The sequence below is a fragment of the uncultured Dokdonia sp. genome (assembly GCF_937910895.1).
Taxonomy (GTDB): domain Bacteria; phylum Bacteroidota; class Bacteroidia; order Flavobacteriales; family Flavobacteriaceae; genus Dokdonia.
On sequence record NZ_CALEMI010000019.1, the window covers coordinates 1 to 23,935 of the forward strand.

Here is a 23,935-nt window from a genome sequence, read left to right on the forward strand (position 1 = left end):
CTGATTTTAAATACCAATTCCTCTGGGGCTAGCCCCAGAGGAATTGAAACAACAGACAGAGTTTAATTTACAGACCCAGAGGATTCGGAAATATAACTAATTAGAAAAAATTCATTTCACATCCACTTTATATTTTTTTTATCGTTCCTTCTCCAAGGTATTTTCGAAGCCCTTCTTGTATATCTATAGTAGGTTTTTTTAAAACATCAGAGGGTATTTCTGTTATAGATTTTCTCAGTAAATGTGCAAGTTCGCTAAACAAGAATTCACCATTATTACTATCTACCTCTAATAACCTTAAGTCTTCTAATTGTTTTAAAAAAGTCGTATGGGCGATAATCTTATCATCATCGGAACTTTTATCGTATAAAGTAGCAAATGATCGTATTGTTGAACTATCAGATAATTTTAAATAACTAGAAAAAGAAAAATAGACAATAGTCTTAAGCTTATCTATTTTTTCATTATTGTAATTATAGAGCCTTTGATTGTTGTCAACTATTCCTTGTGTGTTTTCTAATTTTTTTTCAACTTCATTAATATCTAGTTGCTTATCTACAATAGTACTTTTTAATTTTTTTATTGTATCGTTTTTTTCTTTTAATTCTCTCTCGTTAGCTGATAGAGAGTCCCTAATGCTTTCTAGTGAGCTTAATAATTCATTTCTGTCTAGTTCTAATCTGCTATATCGCTCCTTAGTTACAATGTTATTGGAGTCTATTTTACTATCTATCCAAGGCTTTATTTTAAGTTCCGAATAATTCACAATAAACCTAGAGAGGTTTAATAGCACATAGGATAATGAGAGAATTAGGAATGTTACTCCTAGATTTATTAATAAACCATAGAGAAAGCTATTTTCAGTCAAATAGCTTTTCATATAGGTTAACCTACTTTCTAAATTAGTACTACTATCAAAATAGATTAATGAATAAATAAAATCCCAATTTCGTAATATCCAGACGAAAAGATACGTCCCGAAAAATGGGTTTTTTATTTTACTCCCCGTAAAGTCTTTAGCTGATTCAAATAATTTGATAATCATATATGATAATTGAAATTTTAGGGAAAGATAATTCTAATCTTCTAAACTAGAAATCCTTATAAGGATCGCTTATTTTAATTATAGGGAAATCCCGTATTGATTAGCGATTCTTGAATAAACATCTTTTTTCTCAAGTTCATTACGGTTTTCCGTAATGAAATAACAAATCCTTTACAGATATTACACAATTGTTTTGATTCCCAAACTCAATAGCAAGCTTACTTATGTAAAATGGTAAAGTAACCAAACACAATTTTTATGAAAAAATTTTTACTATTACTCGTTTTTCTAAGTTTCTACTATTCTGCATTTTCACAAGAATATCAATCTTTTTTGAAAAACACTGGCATAATATTAAAGTCAGGAAATGTTACTGAAGAACCTATCTTAAAAGTTATTCAAAATGAAAATGGTTTTTATACTGTTATTATTGAATCTTTCAAGGATAGTAATAGAGGAACTTCATTCAAGATGAAACCTTTCTCTTATGTTTTGTTTAAGTCAAAGTTCATAATCTCTTTTCCAATACTAAAACAAAAAGGGTTGGTCCCAGATGTTTATGATGATGCATTGGCTGCAAATGAAATTGAGTTATTAAAATTATATTCAGACATTGCTTCATACTTTTATACGATAAATGAAAGACCACAAGTCGCAACAGTAAGTTTAAAAAATGAAGAATTTGAAGTATATTCATCTATAAGGCATGAAAAATCTGTTGAGAATAAGTTAAAAAGCCATAGTGCTGATAGGAAGGTTGGTAAATTAATAAATCCTGTCATAGAAATATCTTTTTATGCAGGGTTTATTGAGAAAATTGAAGTTCGAGGGAAAATAGATGATATAGATGTAACATTTGTAAATAAATATTCTATTGGAGTATCTTCAATAAGTAATATCGGGGGGTTTAGAAAAATGAGGTTATTTAGTCTTTATGATTATGATGTAGAAGTTAATGATATTCAAACTCCAACTACTCCAATATTTGTTAGTGGTAAGAATTTCAATGTAAAAATTGAAGATAAGTCTGAACAAGTTAAAAGTGGTTATAGCCCAACACATAGCACTGAAAAATTATTTATTTATGTAAATGATATAATAAATTATCAGAGGATTATTGATGTAAACGCCAATGATATCAGCCCTGACAAACAAAAAATAATTTTAGATAAACATCAACAATCATCAAATTTATATAAAGAAGAATCTACTAAAATTCTTGAAGCTATTGTCTATTCAGATTTGCTTGGTGCATTAGAAGAAGAAAATCCTAATGGAATTGTACAAATAGAAGTAGCTAAACGTTTTAATATAAATACTGCTAGAGGAGACTTATTTGGTGGAGGTGGTGGGTTTCTTGAATATCTAGATGGAAAAATACTGCTCTCTAAAATCGAAGAAAATAATAAATTTTTGCAACCGACAAATAATGTATTTGACAATTTGGACTTGTATCAATATCGAAATTTTTCAGCAGGGGGATCATTTAATTTAGTTTCCTTTGAAAATCAAAACTTGAAGCTAAATGCATTTCTTGAAACAGGTCTAGAGTTTTCTAGAAGCGGATTTAGATTTTCAGATGATGAAGAGGGGCAGAATGCAAATTCTTTAGAATGGACAACCCAAGTAAAAGCCCACTTCTTTCCAGAGAGAAGATATGGAGTTCAGGTATCAGATAAACTATCTTATTATGAAATTTTAAGTGATCAATCAGATTTGTTGAGTGCTTTAAATACTAAAAGTAATTGGATAAATACTATTGAGTTTATGGCATATTTAGATATCTCTACTTCATCTAAACTATTTGTCAGATATAGTATTGTACATGATCTTGAAGATATAAATAATAACTTTTCAAGGTTTCAACTCGGAAGTGCATTTTACATTCTAGAAAAGAATAGAAAGGATAAATAAAAAGTATGCGAGTTTCTCAAAATGCCTCTTTTAGACTGTTAGTCACCCTATATTGATTAACAATTCTTAAACAAATATCTTTTTTCTCAAGTTCATTACGGAAACCCGTAAGAAATTAAATATTATTATTCAGTTATTTATGTCTATAAAATCAAACTATTAAATATAATATAAAGACTATGGCAAAAAAGGCACCAACTAACGCACCAAGTAAGACAGGAAATCCATCAGGTCCAAGAAGAGGAAATAATCCACCTAGTAAACCTACACCAAAACCAACTCCTCCCAAAAAATAGCAATCCTAGTTATACTTATTGGAATGGATCAAAATATGATATAAAATCTTTTAGTTACTCTATTACTAAAGGTCTGTTTTGCTAAATAATGATAGAATATCAGGTATAAATACGTGGTTATATTTCTACATATTCTATTAGATTTATAGCAATAATTCGCTGAACCTCAGTTTTATGAGAATATATATTGTTACAGTAAGCCTATAACAATATGACTTCGCCCCTCCTAAATGTTTAAAAGTTAATAATATTATTATTGTAATGGCCGATTACGAGTACTCTAATTTAAAAGAAATCTATATTGAACTAAAAAACTATAAATTCTTTCATAGCCCATCTACCGTAGATAAAATAGACGAACGTTTCAGAGGAAGAAATCAAATAGAAACCAAATTATATAATATATTAACAAAAAGTGAGGTTAAGTCTGGTGCTTATCTAATTACTGGATATAGAGGTGTAGGAAAGACTAGTTTAATAAACAAGGTTTTATTTCGCTTAGTACACTTTAATCTCCCTTTTAAATTAAAAAAAATAAATCCGCCAATAATTGTTAAGATTAACCTCGGGCATGAAGAATTAAAAGAGAAGGATATACTAAATTTAATTGCCAAGTCGCTTTTAGATAAATATATCAATTGGCATTCAAAACTTATTTTTAGTATTTTATCTATTACATTTATTCCATCTTATATTGCATTTTGCATATTATACTTATCAGAAATTATTGGTTTAGAGGATATTTACACCTTCTTTAAAGCTTTCAGTAGTTTTAAAATATCAAGCTACATATCTATAAATAGTAAGATTTTAGATACTTCATTTTTTATAGTGTCCACAATATTATTTTTCAAATTAATTAGATTTTTAATACACAGGACATTCTATAATATTTTCCCCAATCATTTTTCTGCCATAAAAAAATTAATTTTTTTAAATAACAGAATTGATACATACATAACAGAAGAAAATAAAATAAGTATTAAAAATTCTTATTTGAATAAATTATTCAGTAAGAAATTAGCATATACGATTGCAGGGTCTAGAGATATTGAAATAGCATTATTAGATATATTTGAATATATTGATAGGATTAAATTTTTCTTTAAGCCTAAGTTCATATTTGTGTTTGATGAGCTAGATAAAATTGAAGCACATAGGAATACAACAATTATAGAAAAAGAGGAATTCTTAAAGAACTCTAAATATACTACCAATGCTGAGTTAACAAGAAGTAGGCAAGAAGCTACTTCAAAAATTTTAGCAAATTTAAAACACTTCTTCTCAACAGCGAGAGCTAAATTTATTTTTATTGCTGGAAGGGAAATGTACGACGCAACTCTTGGAGATATAAGTAATAGAAATTATTTTTTAGGGAGCATCTTCCATGATGTTATCTACATAAATAGTTTCTTAACAGAAGATCCTGTTTCATTAAAAACACCATCTGAGGATTCTTATGAATTTTCTCATGTTTCGTATTACCATTCAATGGCTGAGGAATTTGTATGTCAATTTTTAATGCCTAAAAAATTTGACTATAAAGATAAAGATAAAAAATACAAAGCGCGATTAGATAATCCTAAACGGATCAGAAGAGAAACATCAAAATGGATTAAGTTTGGTTTTTTGAAACCTGAAAGAAGAAAGAGTATATCATTAAAGACTTATAATTTATATCTAGAAGCATGTTCTGGACTAAGCCAAACAGATATTAAGAAGATTATTTTTTCACTTAATCAATTCATAATATATCTATCACATAGAAGTTCAGGTTCTCCTAAAAAAATGACACATTTATTAGAGAATTATATATGTAAAGATAATAACTGGTTAAGTAGAGGAGATAATCAGTATAGGGAAATAAGATATCTTTCTGTTGTCGATACAAGTAGAAAACGAAATAGAGATACCCTTTTTCTTCATTTTGATTATTATTCTCAACATGTCTTTGGATTTACTAACTACCTATCTATACCCTACTACTATAATATTTCACGTTACGTGAGACGTTATAACGATAAACTAATGGTTTCAACATCTTATTTAATAGACCATTTATATAAATTTCATGATTTTGGATTTTCTTGGAGAAACTTAGAAGTAACTCCTGAAATAATTGATGTTAATAAAGCTCCTACTCTACGAAAATTAATAGAAGATATTGTTACTTTTCTGAGCTATACACATTTGCAATATATCGTTAGTGGCTTGTATGATTTCAAATTCAAGAAGAAAATATCATATGAGATTAATTTTTTGTCTAAGATTTCTGATAGAGAGTCAGCCGCTCTTAATTTTACACTCGATGAATCACAAGAAGTAAAAGGTCATTTTTATAAAAAATTAGAAATAATTAATAAAGATTATAGTAACAAGATAAATGAAGATTATATTCATTCAAAAGGGTATATCCAACAAAGTCTTGCGGATCTCTATTACTATGATCAAGAATACGACGATGCTTCTGTTATATATAAAGATGCGATACAGAGTATAAGATCAAATGATAATGAAGAAATTAGTATTAGATTAATAATTGTTTTGTCGAGAATAATGTTAAAACTGGCACTAAGTTTTGAAAAAAAGAAAGCTTACACCTCAGCATTTATGGCTTATGTGGAACTATCTGATTTAATTTTGAGTAGTATAGAAATTGAGTTAGAGAAAATAGGTTATGTAAAATTAAAAGAGAATAATGATATTAATGTTTACAAAGTTGGTAAAGATGGGAAATTAGGCTCTAAAGAAAATGAATTCTTCATCAATTATTTTACAGATATTTTTAATCAACCCATATCTTCAGAAAGTCACAGGGGAGTTCTTAAAACTACTGTTTTAGAAACTGTTAGATTACTTTATCAGCCTTTTATAGCAAAACTACATGTCCAAAATAAAGAAAAGTTAGGTGGGATAACTGATGCAGACATAGAACTTACACTTAAAGAGGTCTCTTTTTTAACAAAGGTCACTAATCCTATTTTAGAGAAAAAAATATTATCTGAATACCATAACAAAATAGGCGATCTACTATTTTTTTCTAACTATAATACAGATAAATACGATGCTAATTTTATGTATTTAAACGCCTTGAAACTATTTGCGCAAAGCACAGATCCTACGAGCGAACAAAATGATAATGTAGTTGATATTATATTTGATTACCTGATAAATCAAGAAAGTGATAGATTAAGTTTTGAAGAATTAAAAATGGTAGCTAGTAATTTGAGTGATTATGGAGACTCTCTTTTATCTGAAGTCAATAAAGACGATCAAGAGCTAAATTTTAATATTGACACCTTAGACTTACTTGAAAAAATCATACAAGATCCAAAAAAATTAGATAGTCTAAAGAAAGATATTATAAGTGTATATAACAATGGAAGATTGAATACTGTTTTTTGTTGTTATGCTCTATCTTATTATTTTTATTTTAAAAATGATGATCATAGTAAGGCTTCTTTTCAATTCATAAAAATATTACACGTATTAGAAATCAATAAATCGGAGTTAATTAAAATATTTGACAACATTTCACGTAAAAAAGATTTTTTTGAAAAATTAAAAAAAATAGTAGAAAAAATTCTTTATTCTATATATAGATCATATCATTCCTCTACCAGACAAGAAATAGATAGGATAAAGAGTATTTTTAAATTAAGAGAAACCAAGGATATTGATCGAGAATTCCATTATATACTTAATAACTTGCCTTCAATCAGTGAAGCCCATGAAGTTTTAATGTTATACAAGCTTTTAACAATCGATTTCGGAATTGATAATCCAATAAGTAATTCTCCGGATGGAATAAAAGAATACTTACAAAAATATAATCCGAGTATATATTCAAGTTTTAATGGTATGTATAGTCGCCTTAATAACTTATATATTAAGGTTAAAGTGAATCATCAAGTTTTCTCTGTAGTTAAAAAGGAATACAAAGAGTATTTTGAAAGACCAACAGATTTTCCAACAACAAGAATTAACACTACTCTACAATCAAATTGGGAGGTAATTAAACATGACAGAGAATTAATAAAATACTTAATTGCTGATAGTATTTATTGTTTAACCGAAATGATTCGTATTTTGAAAATTTTTGGTGTAACATATATAACCAACCACTCTACGTTTGGTTTTGCCTATGAGAAGAGGAGTGTTTGGTGTAATTATTTCGACGATTACGATGCTATAGAAAGAGACCCTAAGTGTCATATAGAAAGGGCTAATGAGGATGATATAGGAAAAACAACTTTGTATATAACAATAAGAAATCTCATTGGATCTCAGGCTATGTCAAATTTGAAAGCTAAATATAACTTAGAAAAAGCTATTTCTCATTATGTAAAATCAATTGAATCACATAATGGCAAATTTGCGTACGATAGAATGACTGAAAACTTATACTACCTAGATAATGATTTTAATGATAATCATTTACATTTTTTCGCAAGTTTAGAGAGGTATAAAATCAAAATAAGAGACACATATAGTAAGATACAAAATTGTAAAAATGAACTTCACGAATCTAAAATATATGATGTTGATAATTACATGAAAAAATAATCCTAGGTTATTTTCCAAGTTAATAATAAGATGATTATTCAAATCTGCATTCACACGATTTTTTCATGAGTATTGATATAATAATATAGGGAAATCCCGTATTGATCAGCAATCAATTAGAATATACATTCGCTACATATCATCAATACAATAATGATTATGAGCGATATACGAAATAAAGCCATTGAACATTTCAGTGACGGAAATCAAATGTACAAAGTTGATTCTTTTGAAAAAGCTCTTAATAAGTACTATGAAGTAATTGAAATTGATCCAACTTTCTACAATGCTCATTTTTGGATTTCAAAAACATTAATACAATTAAAAGAGATTGAAAAAGGGATAGAATATTTTCAAAAGCATAATCATCTCTTTCCAAAATTAAAAAGTGAGAAGTATATTTTACAACTAAGTAAAATATTAAGTGCTAAAGGTAAACATTCAGATGCATTAACAATTATTGAATTATTAGATAGTAACTCAATAAAAAAGCACGTGTTTGAATATGTGTCAATTCTTTTGAGCAATAATAACAAACAAGATGCTATACACACGCTCCTTTCCCTTAATAATATAGAAGAAATTCAAGTTCAATATAAAAAAATACTCGCTAATAAAAGTATACCTCCTTCAATAACCCAATCTTTACAAGAAGAAAAAATAATATCTACTTTTCTTATTAATTTAACTCATATTAGACATCTTGAATTAAACAAGAGCGTAAAAAATAAAAACTATCATAATAGTTTAAAAGATGCTAATAAATTCTTTCAACAGATGAAGGAAGATAAAACTTGTGATTATCTTTTTTCATTAGGGGAAATAGAGAAGTACATACTCAAGGCACAAATAATATTATCTCAGCAAGTACAGGAAGCTATAAAATCTAAAAATATTTCAGATGCTGATAGAGGGCTAAACACACTTATTAAAACAAAATATCCCAAGGTAGGAGAACTCGTTAAAAATTTGAGACTACTAAAAAGAGAAAAAAAGAGAAAAAATCTGAAGGTAACTGTATTTACTACTATTACGATTATAATACTTTCTGTTTCAACATATTTTATCTACGAAAGAAATAAGAGAATTCAAGCTTACGACAAGGCTATTAATTCTGAATCATTTAATGGATATACAGACTATTTGAAAAAATATGGAGATGATGAGAAACTACACACTTTACGAGAAGATCTACTCTATACCAACGCCATAACAACGAATAGTAGTGAAGATATCAATACACTCCAAAGATTCTATCCAAATAGTAATTATCTTAAAACTATAAATATCACAATTCTTGACTTACCAAGTAAACAAAATTTGTTAGTCAACTTCTATGGAATAGGTAGTAATACTATAATAAATAAATATAGCGAAAATAAAGTACAAGTACCTATAGGTTCTAAAATCAAATACTCTATTTATTTTTTAGATAAAATCCCCATTGAACGTGTTTTTACTGTAATGGAGAGCATGACGATATCAGAAAAATTATATGATATTAAATCACTTGTTTTTAAAGATGACTTTGAAAATAATCAAAATGGGTGGAATGTTTTTAATGAAACTCAGGTAGTATATAGAAGAGAAAAAAATAAAGGAGTTAAGGTAGAAAATGGAAGCCTTAATCTCTATCATGAATATGATGATAATAAATTCGTACATAGTACTACCTATCTCTCTAAAATTAAAAGAAATTCTGACTTTGAATTGGTAGCGAAAATAAAGAGAAATACTAATGATAATGGCACATTTCTCGTGTTCGGTGCTACAAAACGTGCATTTAATTTTATAGCTTATTCTAAGACAGGCAGTTTTTCATTTGGTTATAATAATTGGGACAAACCTAAAGAACAATGGATTTATCAAAGTGATAAGTGGAAGTATTCTTCCGCTATTTCAAGAGGTAGTAATTCCATTAACACCATTAAAATAATTAAGAAAGATAAAAATCTAAACTATAGTATTAATAATCAATTTTTAGGAGAAGTTCCATTAAAAAAATGGTATGGTAGTCGAATTGGATTTGGTATAAATAATAATACAAGTTCTAGTATTCTTGATGTAGAAATATACCAATATAATACTCTTCCTAAGACAACTTTTGCTGACGGAAATATATATTACTGTTGGGTAGAAGAATTAAACGTTAGATCAGGTGGTTCTACAAAAGACGAAATTCTTACGACGATTACTTTGGGGGAAGCTGTAAAGTATCTAGGCGAGATGGGCGATAAAGAGGTATCAGCGACCTTTAAAGAAAAATATAGTCCTGAATATTATTATAAAGTTGAACTATTGGACGGTACTATTGGTTGGGTGCATGGAGGTGCACTCAACCCTATAAATACTCAAACTAAAATTCCTTTTAATGAGTATAAAAATCAAAAAATAACTAAATAACTTTTTACGATGGGAGACATACTATTTGCGCTATACGTACTATTTTGGATTATCATTTTGGTCTGTACAATTTATTTTTATTTGAAAGATAAACCATCCGTGGCACATTCAACTTGGGATCATTTAATAAATGATTTTTCATTTTCTTCTAAAGAGTTTTATACGCTTCTCACAAAAGAGTTGCAAAGTAAAGGTATTACTGGAGTGAGATTTCAAAGAGTAGCATTGAAAGAAGGGAATATTTTTTCTTCACGACGAGAATATTTAAGAATACATTGGAAAGAGTATCACTTTGATATTTGTGCAGCTCCTTTTGGAAAAGGATTTTTTCTTTCTTGGTGGCTTGTCTACAACTTTAGTTATTTAGAACTATTTATATCGTATATCCCTTTTTTCGGTCCTTGGTTAGTGAAAAAATTATTCACTATTACGTTTTACAAAATAGATACTGCAACCATGTTTATGACTTTTACTCATAGGTCAGTGTTAAGTGTTCTTGATGAGTTAACTGTTGAGGAGGGTGTTCCTTTGATACGTGATGATGAGCGTAAACCTCTTCTTAATAATATTTTTAATCGTTAATAAATATGTCATTGTCTGCATTAGAAAAGGCAACACTAAATTTTTATGAATGGGATTATTTAGGAAGGGGCTATCACTCATATAATGAGCAAGTTGATATTGAACCAAATTATATTCCATTCAAGCATACGAGTATTTCCTATGAAGGATATATTGATGATGGAAAAGTACCGAGTCTTTTAGATGACTTCATAGGACTCTTTAATAAAAAGGAAGAGAAAAAAGAAGTAGTCGAGCAACCTAAAATAATCAAAGCGAATGAATCTTCGTATGCTGATCTTACAGTTGGGTTTTCGATATCATTCAAAAAAGGAGAAGAAATTTCATCTACAATTTCTCGTGAGTTTCTCAATATGCTCTCTTTCTCTGAAGCTCCTATTTCATTTGAAATTATCGGAACGTATGAGAAAATCATCATACAAATAATCTGTTCTAAAGGTGATAAAGGTCGAGTTGAATCTCACCTTAAAGCGTATTTCCCACTCGTAATTATCAAAGACATTATCATTGACGATCTTCCATTCAATACAAATCAGGTAATTGGGATATGTGATTTTGGTATCAATGATGAACTTGCTCGTCCTTTGGCAACATCCAAATCATACGATATTGATCCACTAACTTCTATTATTGCAACAATGGATCATCTTCATTTCGATGATGTCATTGTGTTTCAATGTATTTTTAAAGGTGTTACCGCGCCGTGGGGAAGAGACATAACCTATGCTGTATCTGATGGAGCGGGTGGTAGTTTTTTTTCCGATAATCCTGAAATGGTTAAATGCGCAGAAGCAAAGGTATCAGCACCATTATTTAGTTGTGTCATGCGTATTGCAACACAAGGCGATACTCAACGCAAAACGCAGTATCTCGCAACTCAAATTAGCAATAGTATTACGACAATTTCAACTTCAGAGTTTAATAAGCTGATACCCTTGACAAATAAAGGGTATGAGTATGAAGATCATTTGTATAATCTCTACCATAGAACAAGTAATCGGATTGGGATGATTCTCAATAGTCACGAGTTATCATCATTCGTGCATTATCCAAACAAAACAATTCATTCATTAAAAATTGGACTTTACGGAGGAAAGACAAAACCCATTCCTTCTGATGCTGTATATCAGAAATATACTTTAGGCGTAAATATTCATAATGGTATTGAACAAAAAGTCACTTTCAATGATGAAGCACGATTACGTCATACCCATATTATTGGTGCTACAGGTGTTGGAAAGTCAACCTTGATAGCTAATATGATGTTTGAAGACATTCGTGTTGGTAATGGTTGCGCGCTCTTTGACCCTCATGGAGATATTATTGATGACATTATCAAGCGAATACCCAAGGAGAGGCAGAGCGATGTTGTATTGATTGATCCTTCCGATTCTAAATATCCAATAGGTTTTAATCTCTTACAAGCCCATAGCGAAGCTGAAAAGATTGTCTTGTCCTCTGACCTTGTGACGGCTTTTAAACGTCATGCGACAGCGTGGGGGGATAATATGACAGCGGTACTATCAAACGCTATTAATACTTTTCTTGAAAGCACGAGAAGAGGAACCCTTATTGAATTGAAGCGTTTTCTCTTGGAAGACAGATTTAGAGAAGAATTTTTAATGAGCGTTGAAGATCAATCAATACTCTATTATTGGCATCACGAATATCCAATGATAAAGAAGGGGATTACACCGCTCTTAACCCGCATTGATACCTTTCTTCGTCCTAAGATCATACGATATATTCTTACTCAAAAGGATGGTGTTGATTTTAAGACTTGTATTGAAGGAAAAAAGATTATCCTTATCAAACTATCACAAGGACTCATTGGGGAAGAGAATAGCTATCTCTTAGGCTCTCTGTTTCTCGCTAAGATTAATCAAGTAGCGCAGGGAAGACAAGCATTATCGAAAAATAAACGCGAACCATTCTATCTTTACTTGGATGAGTTTCATAACTTCATTACTCCGTCAATTACATCAATACTCAGCGGCGCGCGTAAATATGGTTTAGGACTCATATTAGCTCATCAAGAACTTGCCCAAATTGAAGAACCAAAAGTTCTTAATTCTGTTATATCTAATCCCCATACTCGCATTTGTTTTCGCTTAGGGGATAGTGATGCAAAGAAGTTTGAATCTGGTTTTTCATACTTTGAACACGATGATTTACAAAGTCTCGGTATCGGAGAAACGATTGTTCGTTTAGGAAGTAGTCAGCATGATTTTAATATGACAACCTATGACCTAGCATCTATTGGCGAAGAAGAAGCACAGGAGAACACCAATACTATTGTTGCTCATGCAAGAAAGCATTATGCAACCCCATTGGAGGAAGTTCAAAAAATCCTTAATGCACAATTGCCTCGAGGAAAGAGTATAAAAAAGAAAACAGAAGATACTCAGGAACCTATTATCACAATAGATAATACGGAAATCCTCCCAAAAGAAGAATCATCAAAAATATCTACTTCACCCTTAGAACAACAAAAAGAACAATATCTTAAAGATACACAGGAGCTTGAAGAAGTACGTAAACATCGAGCATTACAGAACTATGTAAAGGCTCTAGGTCAACAACGAGGATATAAAACAGTCATTGAAGAACAAACAGCTACGGGTGGTCGCGTTGATATTGGATTAACGCGAGATGATATTCGTATCGCTGTTGAGATTTCAGTAACCAATACCCTTGATTATGAAGTAAAGAATATTCAAAAATGTATAGATGATGGATATAACCATGTATATATGGTTTCAGAGAGCATGATACATCTCAAGAATATTACCACCAGAGCAAAAGCCACCATAGAAAAATCCTTACTTAAAAAGGTAAAATATTTAACCCCTCTACAATTACCACAACATTTAGATAATTTCATACAGGAAAAGCCTCAAAATGTTAAACGTATTAGAGGGTATCGCGTGAAGTCAAATCACATTGATATTGCATCTTCAAGTGCAGAAGAAAAGAACGACACCCTTCAAAAAATCATTCTCTCAAGTTCGCCTAAAAAAAAGCCATAAAACCCCTCTAAAACAAGGGGTTTTAGTTGCCTTTGGCACACACATTTTGTAACTTAAAGTCTAACGAAAACAAGGTAATATGACTAAAAAGAAGATAGGGGTTTGGATACGTGTTTCAGATCCGAAGCAAGTCCAAAAAGATGGACATGTTCATCAAGAAATTAGAGCACGCGATTTTGTAAAATCACGAGATTGGGAAATAGTAAAAATTTATAGACTTGAAGCAATGACAGGAAAGTCTGTCTTGAACTATCCACAGACAAAAGAGATGATGCATGATATTAAAACAGGAGTTATATCAGGTATTGTCTTTGCTAAACTTGCCCGTCTTGCGAGAAACACCAAAGAACTTATTGAAATATCAGAATATTTTATGAAATATGACGCTGACCTCATTTCTATGGATATGATGATTGATACATCAAGCCCTATGGGGCGACATATTTTTAGGCAAATGTGTAGTGCTGCTGAATGGGAACGAGAAGTAATAGTCCAACGAGTAAATGAATCAATTCAGACACGTGCAAAACTTGGAAAATCTATTGGAGGACACGCTCCTTTTGGATATAGATATAATGAGAATAAAATGTTAGTTATTGATGATAAGGAAGCTCCAATCTGTAAACTTACATTTGAACTTTTTCTTAAACATAAACGTAAAAGAACAACTGCTCGTATGCTTAACGATAAAGGATATCGTTCACGAAAAGGAAATCTCTTTTCTTATGCATCAGTTATGAGAATGTTAACTGATCCAGTGTACAAAGGTTTACGAAGAATGAATTACAGTACTTCTAATGAAAAAGGAAATAAAATTTTTAAACCTAAAGAGGAATGGTTTTTTCATAAAGTTGATCCCATTGTATCTGTAGAGATATGGGATGAGGTAAACGCAATCATTCAAAAACAAACAAAGTCTCATATCCAGCCACTCAATAGAAGGGTAAATCTTTTTACTCGATATGTTTTTTGTACGTGTGGAGGAAAAATGGTTACACGAAATAGTAGTAAAAACTACATCTGTATGGATCAGTGTGGAAATAGAATTCACAAGGACGATTTAGAAGAAATCTTTAAATCAGAACTTTATAACTACATTGTTTCTGAACAAAGTGTAGAACATTATTTTGGACAACTTCAAAGTGTTATTGCTGACAAACAAAAGCAATTAGATGTCTTAGAAAAAGAAGAAAAGAAACTGAATACCTCTATAGAAAATATTCTTAATCTCTATAACAATGGTCAAATTGAGACAGATGCTTTCAAAACATATCACGATAAACCTTACTTACGATTACAGCAGATAAAAGAGGAAGTACAAGAAATACAATTTGAAATCTCTAATTTTTCAAGTCAAAAGAATGCAACACAGTCAGTTTTTAATGAAGCCAAAAATCTTTATGATAAATGGGATTCCTTTTCTCTTCCAGAAAAGAGAGATATTATCGAAATCATTACAAAAGACATTACGGTAAGCGATAATGAAATTACCATCAACCTCTATAAACTCTTGCCTGACGGCTTTGCTCCGCATTCTTTGGAATTAACAACAAATGGGCAACACAATCAATAGTTTGAAGATTATTGGCAAGGGCTGCTTTATGTGCGGTAATATCTACGCCATAGGCAAATCCAGACACAATCACAGGATTAAAAGGGGCTATCTCCTCTATAAACTTTTCAACAAAAGTAGTTCCGTAGGAAGTGATTTTTCGAGTGCCGACAATACTAATAATCTTACGTTGATTAAGTTGTATATTCCCTCGTTGAAAAAGAATAACGGGGCCGTCAATACAATGTTTTAATCGTTGTGGATAGTCATCATCTGTATAACAACTATAGGTAATGTTGTACGTTTTTATATGTTCTAATTCTGCTTTCGCGAAAGCGGCATACTTCTCATCCCAAAAGGATTGTAATTTATGCTCACCGATTCCTTCTATCTTAAGAAGATGTTCCTTTTTTTGTTGTAAGACAGCAGTAGCGCTTCCAAAATGTTGAATCAGCTTTTTGATACTTCCATCTCCTAAATGAGGAATATGCTGTAACGTAAGTAAAGAAACAAATTCATTTTCAGTCATGAGGATATTCGATAAAAAGCACCTATCATATTCATTTGATGTTTAGTAGTTACTCTTCTTCGCATACTACTGTAAGGCCTAACTCCATACTTTCCTGAGTGATTCTATTTATATAACCACTAATGTACTTTTTTGTAGCAGCACATGTGTTTTTTCTTCCAACGGTACTTCCCAGAGAATCTTTTTGAGTACAAGTGATACAGTATTTTGAAACGTAAAGATCTACAGAACTTTTTATTTCTTTTCTAGAGAGGTTAAGAATAGTATCTAAGTCTATTTCTCTATTTTTTAAATTTATTTTGATCTCGTCTCCAAGCGAAGAAAAATCTACGTTTTTAAACGTAAAATTTCCATTATCGTTACTTTCTGTTGTCTGATCAGATTTTATTAATCCTACCCTAATATCTTTCATGGGTTTATCTCCAAAATACACTGTCCCAGAAAAATCTTTCTGACAACTTTTAAAATCATCTACCTGTGCAGGGTTAAAAAAGAAAATAAGAGCAAATACGGCGAGTGGTCCTCCTGCAGAAACAACTTTGTTGGAGAAACCAATGGTTCCCGTAATCGCCATAGCAAAGGCAGCTCCAGCCAATGCTAAAATTATTGTAAAAATTTTATCCGATTGTTGAACCTGACAACCAAAGACAAGTGTGATTACCATCAAGGCAATTAAGAATACAACACCTGTAATAAGACCGAATGTAATTTGCTGTTTTTTAGTCACTATAATAGAATTTACTGGGTTTATTTTTTTCTTGGCTTCAAAGCCGTTTGTGGGTAATTTATTTTTTGAGAATTTTTGTTGTAAAGCTGTAGCGCTTTCTGGATCATGTGATTTTAAGAACTGTTGCATAATAGTATATGCATCTTGATGGGGAGAAGGAATAGAAAGCTCATCGATGGGTTTGTAAATGCTATCAAGTAATTGCCAAAAATTTAAAATAGTATCTAAAATTATTTTTGTGCTATTTATTTTCGCTATCTGAATATTCGTTCCTGCTTTAAAATCCTCACTTTCATAAAGCGAAATTGAAGATTCAAACTTCTTAAAGTAGTCATTTCCTGACTTAATTGTTTGATTTATTGAATTTTGTAATTTATTAATATTGTCAGGTTCAGATTTTTCTATGGCAATTAATTTTTCCAAAGAGTTGTAGAATACATCTCTTTTGATTTCAATCTCTTTTTCATATTCAGAAATAGTCATCTTAGTTTCCCTTTTTTTTACGAAGCTTTTTAAGCTGTTCAAAGAGATTGAGAATATCACTATTATCAGTAGTCGTACGGAAAGTTCGGGAAAAATCACCTAAATCATGCTTCTCTAAAAGCTTGTCTATATCTAGGGTCTCTTTGTTTTTAAGCTCTTCTTCAAGCCCTAAGAGTAATTTATTAAAGTCCTCTTTAGGAATTTTTTCTGTGGAAACTCCTAATGATTCAAGGAGTGCTTTTTTCTCTTTTTCAGAATACATAATTATAGATCTAAAGCGTTTAAATAATTTACTCTTTCATATTATTTTTGACACCTCAATATAGTAATTGTTTGATTAGATACAAATTATAATTTTTCTTTATTTGTCTAAGCTAATTATATACAGATTACAATCTTGATTTTATCTTTTTTTTAAATATGATGATAACATATCTAAGTCTAGGAGGTTTGTTTTCATTTTATATTTGTTAATAAAATATCGTTTTGATTCTTTGTAAGGTTTTAAAAAAAAGTATCTTTATTTTATGCAATTAGACCAATACATAAGTGACCTTTTATATCGTTATGAGTGTGTGATCGTTCCCGGTTTTGGAGCGTTTTTAACACAGTATCAGCCAGCTATTATCCATGAGACTACACAGGCTTTTTATCCACCAAAGAAAAAGCTTTCTTTTAATGCGCAGCTTACAGATACCGATGGACTATTGGCTAACTATATCGCAAAAAAAGAAATGATTCCTCACGAAGATGCAAATGCTAAAATTGTATCTTATGTACGTTTTCTATTTGATAGTTTACACAAAGGAAAAGCTGTTGAGTTTAAAAATATAGGTTCTTTTCAATTGAGTGAAGAAAATACACTTCAATTTGAACCTTCCTATCATCTTAATTACTTGACCACATCTTTTGGACTTTCTTCATTTACGTCTCCTCAAATTGCACGTGAAGTCTACAAAGAAGAAGTAGAAGCTTTAAAAGAAAAAGAACCTATTGCTTTTACACCAGAAAGAAGAACCTCAACGGGATGGATGAAATATGCAGCTATTGCTGTGATAGGTTTTGGAGTTGCTGGATTTGGAGGGTTTAATTACCTAAAAAATATAGAAGCTCATAATTATGCAGCTGAGCAAGAAGCAAAAAGTCAAATTGATGAAAAAATACAACAGGCTACTTTTATCATAGAAAATCCACTCCCTGCTATCACGCTAGATCTTATACAACCTAAAGGAAACTATCATGTAGTTGCTGGTGCTTTTAGAATTAAAGAAAATGCTGAAAAAAGAATACAGCAATTGCAAAGCAAGGGATACGATAAAGCAAGACTTGTTGGTATGAATAAATTTGGTTTACATCAAGTAGTTTATGGAAGTTACCAGACAGGTCAAGAAGCACTCGTTGTTCTTCGTACCGTGCGAAAAGAAGATAATAAATCTGCTTGGCTGGATGTAAGAGAATTATAAAAGACACCTTTTCGACTTTTTAATTAGACCATTTATTTAACACATGATTCTTACTCAAAAAGAGTGCGTTAAATTACACCTTATTTTCTGACGACATACTTCCTATTTCGTGTCATACCCACTACCTTTGTCAAAAAAATAAGCCTCTTATGCAATCACGCACGCCTAGTCAATCCAAAACCATACTTACCGATCTCGTTTTACCTAGTGAAACAAATCCTTTAAATAATTTATTTGGTGGAGAGTTACTCGCTCGTATGGATAGAGCAGCGAGTATTGCTGCCAGAAGACATTCTCGTAGAATTGTAGTCACTGCTTCTGTAAATCACGTTGCTTTTAATAAGATGATTCCTTTAGGAACTGTGGTCACCGTAGAAGCCAAAGTTTCTAGAGCTTTTAAAAGCTCTATGGAGATTTACATTGATGTATGGATCGAAGACCGCGAGAGCGGAATTTGTAGTAAGGCAAATGAAGCAATTTATACCTTTGTGGCTGTAGATGAGCAAGGAACGCCTGTTCCTGTTCCACAATTAATTCCAGAAACCGATGAAGAAAAAGAGCGTTACAATGCTGCACTACGTCGTAAACAATTAAGTCTTGTACTTGCTGGAAAAATGAAGCCCAATGATGCTACAGAATTAAAAGCTCTTTTTATACAAGAGGATTAAAGCTCTTAAGTGTCAATTCTGACGTATTATATATTTTATAAATTGCCTTTATACGCTTTCGCGAAAGCGTACTCTAAAGAATACTAATACGCTCATGTTAAAACCTAAAATCTGCCTACAATTTGTATAGGGGTATGTAAAATGTAAGAGCAAGCTTTTTACATCCCTTTTACCCAATCTGCAGGGTTAAGCTTTGTTTTGTTTTTTTGAACTCTAAACTTGAGTACCGTTTTACCACTGAATGCATTGAGACCTACTTCTCCTATAGGTTGTTTAAAATCAACTTTATCTCCCACTTTTACATTTACTTTTTTAATATTAAAATAAATTGTAATGTAATCCCCATGACGTACATATACGGCTAGATTACTCCCTGAAACATCTTGTATTTTTAATACTTCTCCTTTAAAAACAGCTCTTACCGTAGCATCAGGAGTCGTCTCTATTTCTACACCACTGCTATAGGTCGTGATGTTAGGAAGTGTAGGATGTCTTGAGGTTCCAAAACGCCTAGAAACACGTCCGCGTTCTACAGGCCATATTAAACGCCCTTTGTTGGATGCGAAGTCTGAGGCGAGGCTCTCTTCTTCTGGGGTCAAGGCAAAGTTTGTGTTGGTATATGATTTTCCAGCTTTTACATTACTTGCGGCAATAGCATCTGCAATAATCTTATCTATTTGGCGATCTATTGCATCTGTCTGTTGTTGCTTCTTTTTAATCTGAGTTGCATATACGTTTGATTTTTTACGTATTTGTGCTATTAGGTCGTCTTGCGATTGTTTTTCTATGTCAAGCTTTTCCTTGGCAATTCTATTTTCTGCAATCAGGGTTTCTTTATCTTTTTTCTGCTGAATAAGCGCTGTATTTACTTGTTGTAATAATACAGTACGTTCTTTGATTTGCTCTCCCTGTTTTTTGCGATAATTGGCGTATTGCTTCATATATTGCATACGCTTATAGGCTTGTTTAAAGCTTTCGCTGGAGAGCAAGAACATGATTTTACTTTGTCCGCTTTTACTCTTGTATGACTTTTGAATCATAAGTGCATAGTCATCTTTAAGATCTTTTAATTCATCTCTCAGATTTTCCATTTTATTGAGATTTTCATTAATCTCTTGTGTAAGTAAGTTGGCTTGGCGATTGGTTACTTTTATGATATCAGAACGCACCTTGATTTGTTGATCCAAATCTTCAACTTGTGTCAATAAAGAGATTTCCTTTTTTTTATTGCTTTCGCGCAAGCGTGTTAATTGTTGCATTTCTGCAATCAGAGAAGCTCTGCGTTCTTCTAATTGCTTACGTGTAGGCTTTTGGGCATACGCCGTTTGAAAACCTCCTAAAAGAAGTCCTACAATTAAAATGAGGACATATCTGGTTTTGTTAGAGCTCATCCAACGTTATTTTTTTATAATCAGAAGGTATTGAAAAGGGGAATCGTACGGGAACATCTACATCCACACTTCGGTACTCTATTTCAATGAGGGTTTGATCTGTATTTTCAAGCACTTGAATACCAATACTCTCAGGAAACGGTTTTCCGTTCACAAGCTGATGTGCTGCATAGTTTATAGTTAAAGAGAGATTGTCTTTCGGTTGTGTGACTTGTTGCTTTTTGATCAAGAAATTTTGAGGCTCCATATAAAAAAAGAGGTTCAATAGCGCTAATTGTTTTTTGGGTGCCATCTTGTATAAACCATCTACCTGATCTACTCGATAATTTCCTTCTCTAAGATTATATACGGTTTGCCCTATGAGTAAGCGTTGTAATTGCTCAAAATTCATCTGAACGCCAAAATATTGGCTCAGAAACGAAAAATCTCCTTCAAAATAGCTTTTATTAATCTTTTCATAAAAAGAAACTTTTTCAGGGGTAATTAATGCTTTTGCACCAGTGATTCCTAAAATGGAAGCACTCATCCATATTTTTTTATCCTTTTCTATTCTGATATTTACGGTAACTGTTTGTCTCGATTTTTTATCTTCATAGCGAACACGCGTACGTGCAACGAGCGTTGTAAAATCAAAACTATTGGCATAGTGATTTTCTATAAGACGGACGGTAGCAATATCTTCGGTGGTTGCCTTTTTGGTGGCTTTTTTGGTGCCACCACAACTAGCTAGTACACTAATGACAAGAAGGAAGAGGAGTCTTTTCATTTATTTGTTTGTGCTTTTAAAGCGTTTGCCTTGTCTATATGTTGTTGTCCTTTTGTCATGTTACCAGTTCCTATGTATGCTTCTCCTAACTGCTGGTAAAAATCGGACTCCATTTTTATATCATCTATAATATAATCTATACCGACTTCTAATTGCTCTATAGCGTCTTTAAATTTAGATTGCCTATTGAGCGCCACACCATAAGTGAGATATAATAAAGGCTGAGAAGGATATAATTCTAACGCATCTGCTGCTATTTCTTCTACATCTTCATACGCGCCTGTATCTAATTGTACTAACAACGTACTCTTGATGATTTCTATATTCTCAGGATCGTTTGCGAGGGCTTTTTTAAGATACGGCAGGGCTTTATTATTAATACCCTTGTTTATAAAATAACTCGCTAATTCTTGATAAATTTTTGAATCTGCCACTTGGGAATCAAAAATCAAAATAGCTTCTTCCAGTTGTTCTTCATATTGAGGATTCTCATTTACAAAAAGTAAAAAGTCGTTTAATACTCTATGTTTTGCTTTAGGAGTGATTCTCTTGCTCTCTAAGACGTTTTTCATTGCCACAATAGCATCTTCTGTCTTTCCGTCTTCTAAATACAATTTATAAAGTGCGAGGTTGACCTCTTCTGCATTGGGATTAATTTCTTTCAATTTTAAAGCAGTCTTGTAGGCTTTTTTTGTCTCTCCTTGTTCACTATATAAGTATATCAATTTAAGATAGTCTGCCTCTGCAGTAGGATTACTCGCTATCTTTTTTTCAATGGCATCGGTACGTCCTTTGGTATTTCCAGAAAGTTTATAAATACGATCCCGTAATTCATCACGGTATATATCGCCACCTTTTTCTGTATCCAACTCATCTAGTAGTTGTAATGACTCTTCATAGCGTTTTGTCGCTATATAAATACGAGCTAGATCTTCTTTGTATTGAATATTAAAGGGAATGAGTTGTTTTGCAGTATTTTCTGCTTTTTCATAATCTCGATTCTTATAATACACTTCATAGAGCGCTTCTAAAACAGATTCTTTATTCGGTTTTAGAGAGAGTGTTTTAAGAAAATCTTCTTCGGCCAAATCATATTTTTTAAGCGCTTCGTAGTTTTTTCCTCTCTCAAAATAAAGGATAGCTTGTGTAGGTTCTAGAGAGATACATTTGTTTAGGGCAACAATAGCGAGTTCATAGTTTTCGATCCCTTTCTGTTTCAGCGCTTCAAAAAAGGTTTCTTGAAATTGATCAGATACATCTCCAAGATCATCTACATTTTGATCTGCAAATGGTGTTGGGTCTTGTGCGTATATATGCTTTCGCGAAAGCATACTTAGACACAAAAACAATAGAAGTATGTACTGATTTCTTTTCATTGTTATTTCATATTGCCTAAAAGGCGTACTATTCTAAAACCGTGTAATCACCTAAACTCACTTGTGTGAAATGACCATCATATTTGACATGGTTTCCTATCATCGCTTGATCTAGTTGTACATTTTTAATCACGCTATTTGATTGAATCAGACTATTTTTTACAGTACTGTCTTCAATTACCGTACCAGCTCCTACAGAAACGTTGGGACCTATGGTAACATTGCGCAACACTACATTTTCTGATATATAACATGGCGGAATAATGCTTGCGTTTTCTAATACGGCACTGTCTGACACCAATTGCTCTTCACCATCATCATGTAAAAACTGAAGCATTCTGCCATTGGTTTCTACTGTCACCGTTTTATTTCCACAATCCATCCACTCATCTACCGTACCTGTTTTAAAGATACGTCCTTCTGCCATCATTTTTTTAATACCATCATTAATCTGATATTCGCCTCCATTCATGATATTTTCGTCCAAAATTTCCTGAAGCTTCTCTTTAAGAACGGCTACATCTTTAAAATAATATATTCCGATGACGGCTTGGTCAGAAACAAACGTTTCTGGTTTTTCTACAAGCTCTACGATTTCTTGTTTTTCATTCAATTTTACAACACCAAAAGCTTCTGGGTTGTCTACTTTTTTGGTCCAGATCACACTATCTGCTTCTGGATCTAGGTCAAACTTAGCACGTATAAGTGTGTCTGCATACGCAATCACGGCAGGACCAGAAAGCGACTCAGCAGCACTCATAATAGCATGACCCGTTCCTAATGGTTGATCCTGACGATAGATAGAAGGCATAGCGCCTAGACTTTCAGCTAGATCTACAAGACTTCCTACCACTTCATCTCCAAACCAAGCAGGATCTCCTAATACAAAAGCTATTTCTTCTATTGGTTGGTTCAATACTTTGGCAATATCGCGTACCAATCTGTGTACAATAGGTTTTCCTGCAACAGGAATTAATGGTTTTGGTACAGTTAAACTATGTGGGCGAAGACGACTACCGCGTCCAGCCATTGGGACTATTATTTTCATAGGTATGCCCGGCAAAAGCGGGTGTTATTTCATTCCCTCGAAGGAGGGAATCTCATATTAATTAGTACTACTTTTTAATCTAAATTTACTTGTATCC

16 protein-coding genes are annotated in these 23,935 nt (G+C 31.8%); 8 read left to right on the forward strand and 8 right to left on the reverse strand.

Translation table 11 applies throughout. The annotated features are described in order from the left end of the window. Nucleotides 1-127 precede the first annotated feature (127 nt). Nucleotides 128-1,045, reverse strand: coding sequence for a hypothetical protein (locus Q0505_RS01875; protein ID WP_299208165.1), 918 nt, complete (start codon nucleotides 1,043-1,045; stop codon nucleotides 128-130). A gap of 258 nt (nucleotides 1,046-1,303) precedes the next feature. Between Q0505_RS01875 and Q0505_RS01880 the strand changes: the two genes are divergently transcribed. From Q0505_RS01880 to Q0505_RS01905, 6 genes are all read left to right on the forward strand, one after another. Then, nucleotides 1,304-2,959: a hypothetical protein gene (locus tag Q0505_RS01880; protein ID WP_299208167.1), complete on the forward strand. Its 1,656-nt coding sequence runs from the start codon at nucleotides 1,304-1,306 to the stop codon at nucleotides 2,957-2,959. A 557-nt stretch (nucleotides 2,960-3,516) separates the two neighbouring features. Next, nucleotides 3,517-7,821 (forward strand): hypothetical protein, encoded by a 4,305-nt coding sequence (locus Q0505_RS01885; RefSeq protein WP_299208169.1) that lies wholly within the window; start codon nucleotides 3,517-3,519, stop codon nucleotides 7,819-7,821. A 159-nt stretch (nucleotides 7,822-7,980) separates the two neighbouring features. Beyond that, entirely contained in the window at nucleotides 7,981-10,224 is a 2,244-nt protein-coding gene (locus tag Q0505_RS01890; RefSeq protein ID WP_299208171.1) for an SH3 domain-containing protein, read from the forward strand. 9 nt (nucleotides 10,225-10,233) lie between these two features. Further along, the gene (locus Q0505_RS01895) at nucleotides 10,234-10,806 is read left to right on the forward strand and encodes a hypothetical protein (RefSeq protein WP_299208173.1); all 573 of its coding nucleotides are present in this window, start codon (nucleotides 10,234-10,236) and stop codon (nucleotides 10,804-10,806) included. 5 nt (nucleotides 10,807-10,811) lie between these two features. Then, on the forward strand, nucleotides 10,812-13,835 hold the full coding sequence (locus Q0505_RS01900) for a type IV secretion system DNA-binding domain-containing protein (RefSeq protein ID WP_299208175.1): 3,024 nt from the start codon (nucleotides 10,812-10,814) through the stop codon (nucleotides 13,833-13,835). Nucleotides 13,836-13,914: 79 nt separating this feature from the next. Then, nucleotides 13,915-15,408, forward strand: coding sequence for a recombinase family protein (locus tag Q0505_RS01905; RefSeq protein WP_299208177.1), 1,494 nt, complete (start codon nucleotides 13,915-13,917; stop codon nucleotides 15,406-15,408). Here the strand turns inward: Q0505_RS01905 and Q0505_RS01910 are convergent. The 3 genes from Q0505_RS01910 to Q0505_RS01920 are packed head-to-tail and all read right to left on the reverse strand — an operon-like array spanning nucleotide 15,329 to nucleotide 17,388. Next, nucleotides 15,329-15,916: a DNA-processing protein DprA gene (locus tag Q0505_RS01910; RefSeq protein ID WP_299208179.1), complete on the reverse strand. Its 588-nt coding sequence runs from the start codon at nucleotides 15,914-15,916 to the stop codon at nucleotides 15,329-15,331. The genes Q0505_RS01905 and Q0505_RS01910 overlap by 80 nt on opposite strands. Before the next feature lie 49 nt (nucleotides 15,917-15,965). Continuing rightward, entirely contained in the window at nucleotides 15,966-17,126 is a 1,161-nt protein-coding gene (locus Q0505_RS01915; RefSeq protein ID WP_299208181.1) for a hypothetical protein, read from the reverse strand. A gap of 1 nt (nucleotide 17,127) precedes the next feature. Beyond that, nucleotides 17,128-17,388 carry a hypothetical protein gene (locus tag Q0505_RS01920; RefSeq protein WP_299208183.1) on the reverse strand — a complete coding sequence of 87 codons (261 nt, stop codon included), beginning with the start codon at nucleotides 17,386-17,388 and terminating at the stop codon, nucleotides 17,128-17,130. A 265-nt stretch (nucleotides 17,389-17,653) separates the two neighbouring features. On the opposite strand from Q0505_RS01920, the gene Q0505_RS01925 reads away from it, so the two are divergent. Together Q0505_RS01925 and Q0505_RS01930 are read left to right on the forward strand one after the other, a co-directional pair. After that, the gene (locus Q0505_RS01925; RefSeq protein WP_299208185.1) at nucleotides 17,654-18,589 is read left to right on the forward strand and encodes an SPOR domain-containing protein; all 936 of its coding nucleotides are present in this window, start codon (nucleotides 17,654-17,656) and stop codon (nucleotides 18,587-18,589) included. Nucleotides 18,590-18,738: 149 nt separating this feature from the next. After that, on the forward strand, nucleotides 18,739-19,257 hold the full coding sequence (locus Q0505_RS01930; protein ID WP_299208187.1) for an acyl-CoA thioesterase: 519 nt from the start codon (nucleotides 18,739-18,741) through the stop codon (nucleotides 19,255-19,257). A gap of 158 nt (nucleotides 19,258-19,415) precedes the next feature. On the opposite strand, the gene Q0505_RS01935 is transcribed toward Q0505_RS01930, so the two are convergent. Genes Q0505_RS01935 through Q0505_RS01950 form a run of 4 tightly spaced genes read right to left on the reverse strand, consistent with a single transcriptional unit; the run spans nucleotide 19,416 to nucleotide 23,838 of the window. Beyond that, on the reverse strand, nucleotides 19,416-20,648 hold the full coding sequence (locus Q0505_RS01935; RefSeq protein ID WP_299208189.1) for a peptidoglycan DD-metalloendopeptidase family protein: 1,233 nt from the start codon (nucleotides 20,646-20,648) through the stop codon (nucleotides 19,416-19,418). Further along, nucleotides 20,638-21,414 (reverse strand): DUF4292 domain-containing protein, encoded by a 777-nt coding sequence (locus tag Q0505_RS01940; protein WP_299208191.1) that lies wholly within the window; start codon nucleotides 21,412-21,414, stop codon nucleotides 20,638-20,640. The genes Q0505_RS01935 and Q0505_RS01940 overlap by 11 nt, the downstream gene beginning before the upstream one ends. Next, a complete protein-coding gene (locus Q0505_RS01945) occupies nucleotides 21,411-22,790 on the reverse strand; it encodes a hypothetical protein (RefSeq protein WP_299208193.1) in 1,380 nt (459 codons plus the stop codon). Before Q0505_RS01945 ends, Q0505_RS01940 begins: the two co-directional genes overlap by 4 nt. A gap of 28 nt (nucleotides 22,791-22,818) precedes the next feature. Then, nucleotides 22,819-23,838 (reverse strand): sugar phosphate nucleotidyltransferase, encoded by a 1,020-nt coding sequence (locus tag Q0505_RS01950; RefSeq protein ID WP_299208195.1) that lies wholly within the window; start codon nucleotides 23,836-23,838, stop codon nucleotides 22,819-22,821. Nucleotides 23,839-23,935: the final 97 nt, after the last annotated feature.

Bases quoted from the DNA above. Each gene is read 5' to 3' on its own strand.
- Q0505_RS01910 (WP_299208179.1), bottom strand. From the start codon at position 15,916: ATGACTGAAAATGAATTTGTTTCTTTACTTACGTTACAGCATATTCCT.
- Q0505_RS01905 (WP_299208177.1), top strand. From the start codon at position 13,915: ATGACTAAAAAGAAGATAGGGGTTTGGATACGTGTTTCAGATCCGAAG.
- Q0505_RS01885 (WP_299208169.1), top strand. From the start codon at position 3,517: ATGGCCGATTACGAGTACTCTAATTTAAAAGAAATCTATATTGAACTA.
- Q0505_RS01950 (WP_299208195.1), bottom strand. From the start codon at position 23,838: ATGAAAATAATAGTCCCAATGGCTGGACGCGGTAGTCGTCTTCGCCCA.
- Q0505_RS01940 (WP_299208191.1), bottom strand. From the start codon at position 21,414: ATGAAAAGACTCCTCTTCCTTCTTGTCATTAGTGTACTAGCTAGTTGT.
- Q0505_RS01915 (WP_299208181.1), bottom strand. From the start codon at position 17,126: ATGACTATTTCTGAATATGAAAAAGAGATTGAAATCAAAAGAGATGTA.
- Q0505_RS01890 (WP_299208171.1), top strand. From the start codon at position 7,981: ATGAGCGATATACGAAATAAAGCCATTGAACATTTCAGTGACGGAAAT.
- Q0505_RS01920 (WP_299208183.1), bottom strand. From the start codon at position 17,388: ATGTATTCTGAAAAAGAGAAAAAAGCACTCCTTGAATCATTAGGAGTT.
- Q0505_RS01895 (WP_299208173.1), top strand. From the start codon at position 10,234: ATGGGAGACATACTATTTGCGCTATACGTACTATTTTGGATTATCATT.
- Q0505_RS01945 (WP_299208193.1), bottom strand. From the start codon at position 22,790: ATGAAAAGAAATCAGTACATACTTCTATTGTTTTTGTGTCTAAGTATG.
- Q0505_RS01900 (WP_299208175.1), top strand. From the start codon at position 10,812: ATGTCATTGTCTGCATTAGAAAAGGCAACACTAAATTTTTATGAATGG.
- Q0505_RS01935 (WP_299208189.1), bottom strand. From the start codon at position 20,648: ATGAGCTCTAACAAAACCAGATATGTCCTCATTTTAATTGTAGGACTT.
- Q0505_RS01875 (WP_299208165.1), bottom strand. From the start codon at position 1,045: ATGATTATCAAATTATTTGAATCAGCTAAAGACTTTACGGGGAGTAAA.
- Q0505_RS01880 (WP_299208167.1), top strand. From the start codon at position 1,304: ATGAAAAAATTTTTACTATTACTCGTTTTTCTAAGTTTCTACTATTCT.
- Q0505_RS01925 (WP_299208185.1), top strand. From the start codon at position 17,654: ATGCAATTAGACCAATACATAAGTGACCTTTTATATCGTTATGAGTGT.
- Q0505_RS01930 (WP_299208187.1), top strand. From the start codon at position 18,739: ATGCAATCACGCACGCCTAGTCAATCCAAAACCATACTTACCGATCTC.